At 71.6% G+C, this 5,164-nt stretch carries 5 protein-coding genes and 1 pseudogene; 1 reads left to right on the top strand and 5 read right to left on the bottom strand.

All coding sequences use genetic code 11. From position 1 onward, the window contains the following. Positions 1 to 552, top strand: a pseudogene (locus VFZ20_RS28465) (peptide chain release factor 3); the annotation flags it as partial. 101 nt (positions 553 to 653) lie between these two features. Here VFZ20_RS28465 and VFZ20_RS28460 read toward each other — a convergent pair. The 5 genes from VFZ20_RS28460 to VFZ20_RS28440 all read right to left on the bottom strand — a co-directional run. After that, a complete protein-coding gene (locus VFZ20_RS28460; protein WP_329687355.1) occupies positions 654 to 848 on the bottom strand; it encodes a pinensin family lanthipeptide in 195 nt (64 codons plus the stop codon). Positions 849 to 1,226: 378 nt separating this feature from the next. Further along, positions 1,227 to 1,922 carry a plastocyanin/azurin family copper-binding protein gene (locus VFZ20_RS28455; RefSeq protein WP_329687354.1) on the bottom strand — a complete coding sequence of 232 codons (696 nt, stop codon included), beginning with the start codon at positions 1,920 to 1,922 and terminating at the stop codon, positions 1,227 to 1,229. Between the two features lie 411 nt (positions 1,923 to 2,333). Further along, positions 2,334 to 3,344: a tetratricopeptide repeat protein gene (locus tag VFZ20_RS28450; RefSeq protein ID WP_329687353.1), complete on the bottom strand. Its 1,011-nt coding sequence runs from the start codon at positions 3,342 to 3,344 to the stop codon at positions 2,334 to 2,336. A gap of 9 nt (positions 3,345 to 3,353) precedes the next feature. Further along, positions 3,354 to 3,956 (bottom strand): hypothetical protein, encoded by a 603-nt coding sequence (locus VFZ20_RS28445; RefSeq protein ID WP_329687352.1) that lies wholly within the window; start codon positions 3,954 to 3,956, stop codon positions 3,354 to 3,356. Positions 3,957 to 4,100: 144 nt separating this feature from the next. After that, positions 4,101 to 5,164, bottom strand: a 1,064-nt coding sequence (locus VFZ20_RS28440) for a sigma-54 dependent transcriptional regulator (RefSeq protein ID WP_329687351.1), incomplete at its 5' end; no start/stop codon positions are given.

The following is a 5,164-nucleotide window of genomic DNA, read 5'->3' as shown; positions in this document are numbered from 1 at the left end:
CAGTTCCTGGCCCGCGAGCGCACGCTCATCGACGAGGCGTGGCCCGGCGACGTGATCGGCATCCACGACCGCGGCAACCTGCGCATCGGCGACACGCTCAGCGCGGACGGCGACCTGGAGTTCGCGGGCATCCCGCGCTTCAGTCCCGAGCACTTCGCGCGCATCCTCATCACCGATCCCCTCAAGCGCAAGCAGCTGGACACGGGACTGCAGCAGCTGTCCGAGGAGGGCGCCGCCCAGGTGTTCTACGCCGAGTCCATCACGGGCCCGGCCCCCATCGTGGGCGCCGTGGGCAAGCTGCAGTTCGACGTGCTGCTGCACCGGCTGGAGCACGAGTACGGCGTGCGGGCGCGGCTGGAGCACATGAACTACGTGGCCGCGCGCTGGGTGGTGGCCCCCAGGGCCGAGGTGAACCGGCTGGCCGGCGGGCACGGCCGCATGCTGGTGTACGATGCCAAGCAGGCGCCGCTGGTGCTGTTCGACAGCGAATGGACCATGCGCACCACGATCGACCGCGAAAAGGAGATCGCCTTTCACGACGTGGCGCCGTAACCGATCGGCATCGGTGGATGGTGGATGGATGACGAACGGGGTGCCTTCCGCGTGGAAGGCACCCCGTTTTGCTTCTGCAGACCGGTCCTGGTGGATGCCGGTCAGGGACAGTTCATGCTCTCGTAGTTGCAGTCGTTGGTCTGCACGTTGTCCGTCCACGTGTGGAAGTCGCAGGCGCCGGTGCCCGAGATGACCACGTCCAGGTGCCCGCGCACCGTGCCGCGAAGCGCGGCGGTCTGCTGGGGCGTGGTGGCGAACGAGTTCACCTGCAGGTCGTCGAGCTTGAGCTTCTTCATGGCATCCTCCCCTGCGTTGGGTACAAGAGGGTGTCCGGGCGGCGATGTCCAAGGTAAGCGCCACGTTTTCGGACAGTGTTGGCGCGGATACCATAGCCTTCGCGGCCGTGATCCACAATAGCCGACTGATTGTGGTGGATCATCGGTTTATGTATGGCCTGGATTCCTGCTCGAGTTTCGCGTACAGGGATTCACGGAGCGGGAGGAGAAAAGCGATTCCGTTGGATTCCGTTGGATTCCGTTGGGCGGGGTCAGCCCGTTTCGGGCCAGGGTGGCGACGGTTCGGGGGCGATGAAACGGACATCCTCACCCGGAGGCAGCGGAGTCAACGGTGAAACGCCGGTGACTCCGCTGGCCTCCGCATGCTCCCCTACGGCATCACGGATACGGCGTGCCGGGGTCGGTGGGCGTGCGGGGCTCGGGCGTGCTGGCCGCCGCGGGGCCCACGGTGACGGTGCCCGTCATCCCCGCCGCCTGGTGCGGGTTGCAGTGGTAGTTGTAGGTGCCCGCCGCCGCGAACGTGTGCTCGAACGTGGCGCCCTCGCCCAGGCCGGCGCTCTGCCAGGCGCCGGCCGGCGCGCCCGCGTCGGGGGTGACGGTGTGCGAGCCGCCGCCGTTCACCCAGCGCACGGTGCCGCCGGCGGGAACCGTGATGGCGTTGGGGGCGAAGCTGGTGCCGCTGGCCGTGATCTCCACGCCGCGTTTGAGGGTAAAGGAGGCCGCCGCCGTCTGCCCGGCCGTCACGGTGACGGTCCTGCCCTCGCCGTCCGCCGCCGCGGCGGTGATGAAGCCGGCCGGCAGCGTGACCTTCACCGTGCGGGACCCCGTGGGCACGTTGGCCACCTGGTACGCGCCCGAGGCGTCCGTGGTGGCCGTCCCCGCGCCCGACACGCTGACGACCACGCCCGACATCCCCGTCCCGTTCGCCGACACCTGGCCGGACAACGTGCCGAACTGCGGCTCCGTCCCGCCGCCGCCGCCTCCACCCCCGCCTCCTCCGCCTCCACCCCCGCCCGAGCAGCCGGCCAGCACCAGCGCCACGCTCGCGATCGTCCAACCACGCCTCGTTCTCATCGCGCGTTCCTCCGTCGCAGGTGATGGGACCCATCGCCCCGCGTGCACGGGCGCGCCGCCGGCGTGGTTCCCGCCCGCCGGAGGGGGCAAGACGGGCTCCCCGCGCGCGCCGTGGACCACGGCGAAGGCCACGCGTTGCGGCGCATCGACTTACGTGAATCCGGATTTTAAGCGCATGAAAAACAGGGTGTCTCGTGGCGAGACATCCTGTCGTTCTCCGGGGCAGGCAGGCGCCTTCAGCCCGGATCGGGTACGCCCGCCTGATTGCCGTGCGCGGGATGGCCTTTACGGAAAATCGCACACGGGGCCTGCGGCCAACGGAGGAAACGGTAAACTGATCGAAAGAAAACCGTTGACTCCGTTGGCCGCAGGCCCCGTGTGGAAATGCAGTTTGTTCTCCGGATCCGCGATTCAGCCCCCGTCGCCGTCCATCCCCCGCACGATGGCGGCGATGGCCTCCGCGTCGGCCGTGGCGCCCAGCTGGGCAAAGTGCTCGGCGCTCTCCGAGAGGACCGCGCGGGCGCCGTCCGCGTCCCCCGTGTCGCGCAGCAGCAGGCCGCGGTCGCGCTGCACGTCCGCCGTCAGCAGCGGGTCGCTGTGCGCGCGGGCGATCTCCAGCGCCGCGTCCAGGTGGGCCGCCGCCTCGTCCAACCGGTCCTCCAGCCGCGCCGCGCCGGCCAGCACGCGCGTGGCGTTGCCCACGCCCGCGGGGTCGCCGATCTCCCGCGCGCGGTCGCGGGCGCGGCGGGCCAGCGACGTGGCCAAGCGCGCGTCGCCGGCCCGCAGGCGCAGCACGGCGCGCTCCGTCTCGGCGATGGCGGCCACGCGCTCGCTCCCCTCGGCCAGGGCCAGCTCGATGCTGCGGCGAAAGTGCCCGTCCGCCTCGCGGTCAAAGCCCAGGTCGCGGTACGAGATCCCCAGGTTGGCGTGCGTCTCGGCGATGCCCAGGCGGTTGCCCAGCCGCTGGTACGCCGCCAGGGCCCGCTGGTAGTAGGTGAGGGCCAGGTCCCGCTGGCCGCGGACGTTGCTCACCACGCCCAGGTTGTTGCTGGCCCGGGCCGAGAACTCCTCGTCGTTCCAGCGCGAGGCGTGCTCCAGCAGCTCCTCGAAGCGCGCCTGCGCCTCGGGCACGCGCCCCGTCTCGAAGAGGATGTTGCCGATGAGGTTCACCACCTCGCCGCCCAGCCGCCAATCGCCGCGCCGGCGCGCCTCGGGCTCCACCGTGAGCGCCACCTGCAGGGCGCGCTCGGGGCGTCCCACGTGCCGGCACGCCGCCGCGTACGCGTAGCCCACCTCCGGCTCCGCCAGCAGGGCCTCGTCCCCCAGCCGGTCACCGGCGCTGGCAAGCACCAGCCACTGCCGCCGCCCGCGAAGTTCGCGGGCGGCCTCGCGGTCCAGCGGCACGGGCGGGGACGTGGACACGCGGGGCGCCTAGTTCCCGCCCGCCAGGGCGTAGCGGGTAAAGCCCTCCAGCTCCGCCCGCACCTCCGTCAGGTCGTGCACCCGCGCGCTGCCGATGCGCTGCCACGGCTGCCCCGGCTGCTCCTGCCGCCACCAGCCGAAGTCGAAGTCGTCGTCGTCGCCGTCCACCTCGCCGTCGCCGTTGTAGTCGGGGTTGGCCCGGCCGTAGTCCACGCGCAGCTCCGCGGGCTCGTCCGGGTCAAAGCGCAGCCCCGCCGGCTGGAACTCGAAGTTGAAGTAGCCCGTGTCCACCACCCGGATGCGGATGGTGACCGTGTCGCCGTCGCGGAACGCCGTACCGTTGGGCCGCCGCAGGAGCGAATCGTCGTCCAGGCGAAAGCGCAGGCACTCCTCGCCGTTCACGTAGTCGATGCGCACCTCGGCGTCCTCGCCCTTCACGGCCACGAACGACGTGTCGTACGTCTCCAGGTGCGGGGTGTCGGGCCCCGTCCGCAGAAAGACGAGGTCCTCGCCGGGGACGAAGTCGTCGTCGCCGGACGGGTTCTCGCAGGCGGCCAGGGCCGCGGGAAGCGCCAGCAGCACGGCCAGGCGCGCGAGTCGGTTGCTCAGCATGGTCTCACTTCAAGACGGATGGACGGCGTGGGATGCGGATACCCGTTCCGCCAAGGGGAACGGGCAACGCCCGCGCCGCGCCAAAACCCGCGTGGTTGCTCGATGTCCGCCCGCCCGGCCTGTACGGCGGCGGGACGGGGTGTCTCATTCCGGTACATCCGTCCCCTCCAGCAGCCGGTACAGCCGCGACCGGCTGATGCCCAGCCCGTCCGCCGCCGCGCTCTTGTTGCCGTCCACCCGCTCCAGCATGGCGAACGCCGCCGCGCGCTCGATCTCGTCCATGGTGGCGGGGAAGGGCAGCACGCCGTCGCCCCCGTCGCCGCGCGCGGGGACGGGCGGCCCGTGGAACAGGTCCTCGGGGCGGATGGGGCCGTCGCTCAGCAGCAGGGCCCGCTCCAGCCCGTTGCGCAGCTCGCGGACGTTGCCGGGCCACGTGTGCCCCAGCAGGGCACGCCGCAGCTCCGGCGTGAGCGTGGGGACGGGCATGCCGTACTGCCCCGCCAGCGTGCGAAGAAAGTGCTCCGCCAGCAGCAGCACGTCGTCGCCGCGGCCGCGCAGGGGCGGCAGGTGGATGGGGATGACGCTCAGCCGGTAGTACAGGTCTTCGCGAAACCGGCCCTCGCCGCACCGCTGCTCGAGGTCGGCGTTGGTGGCGGCGAGGACGCGGACGTCCACGTGCTGCGGGCGCGTCTCGCCGACGGGCATGATCTCGCCCTGCTCCAGGAACCGCAGCAGCTTGGGCTGCACGTCGGCCGGCAGGTCGCCGATCTCGTCGAGGAACAGCGTGCCGCCCGCGGCCGTGCGCACCAGTCCGGGCTGATCGGTCAGCGCGCCGGTGAAGCTGCCGCGGCGGTGGCCGAACAGCTGGCTGTCGGCGAGTTCGCGGGTCGCGCTCGTGCAGTTGTACGGCAGGAACATGTTCGCGCGCCGCGGGGAGCCCGCGTGGATCGCGCGTGCGACCAGATCCTTGCCCGTGCCGGTCTCGCCCTCGATGATCACCGCCGCCTCGGTAGGCGCGACACGCTCGCACAGCGCGAACAGCTCGCGCATCGCGACCGAGCGCCCGAGCAGCGCGCCGAACCGGTCCTGCTCGGCGAGCCGGATCTCGAACGGCTCGTCGAAGATCCGGAACCGGATGCGCGTGCCGCCGAGCTCGATGATCGAGCCGTCCTCGAGGCATGCCTCGCGGGTGCGCGTGCCGCCGACGC

Source organism: Longimicrobium sp. (genome assembly GCF_036280135.1).
Classification (GTDB): Bacteria; Gemmatimonadota; Gemmatimonadetes; order Longimicrobiales; family Longimicrobiaceae; genus Longimicrobium.
The sequence above is the reverse complement of the archived record's forward strand: the minus strand, read 5'-3'. Positions and strand labels throughout refer to the sequence as shown.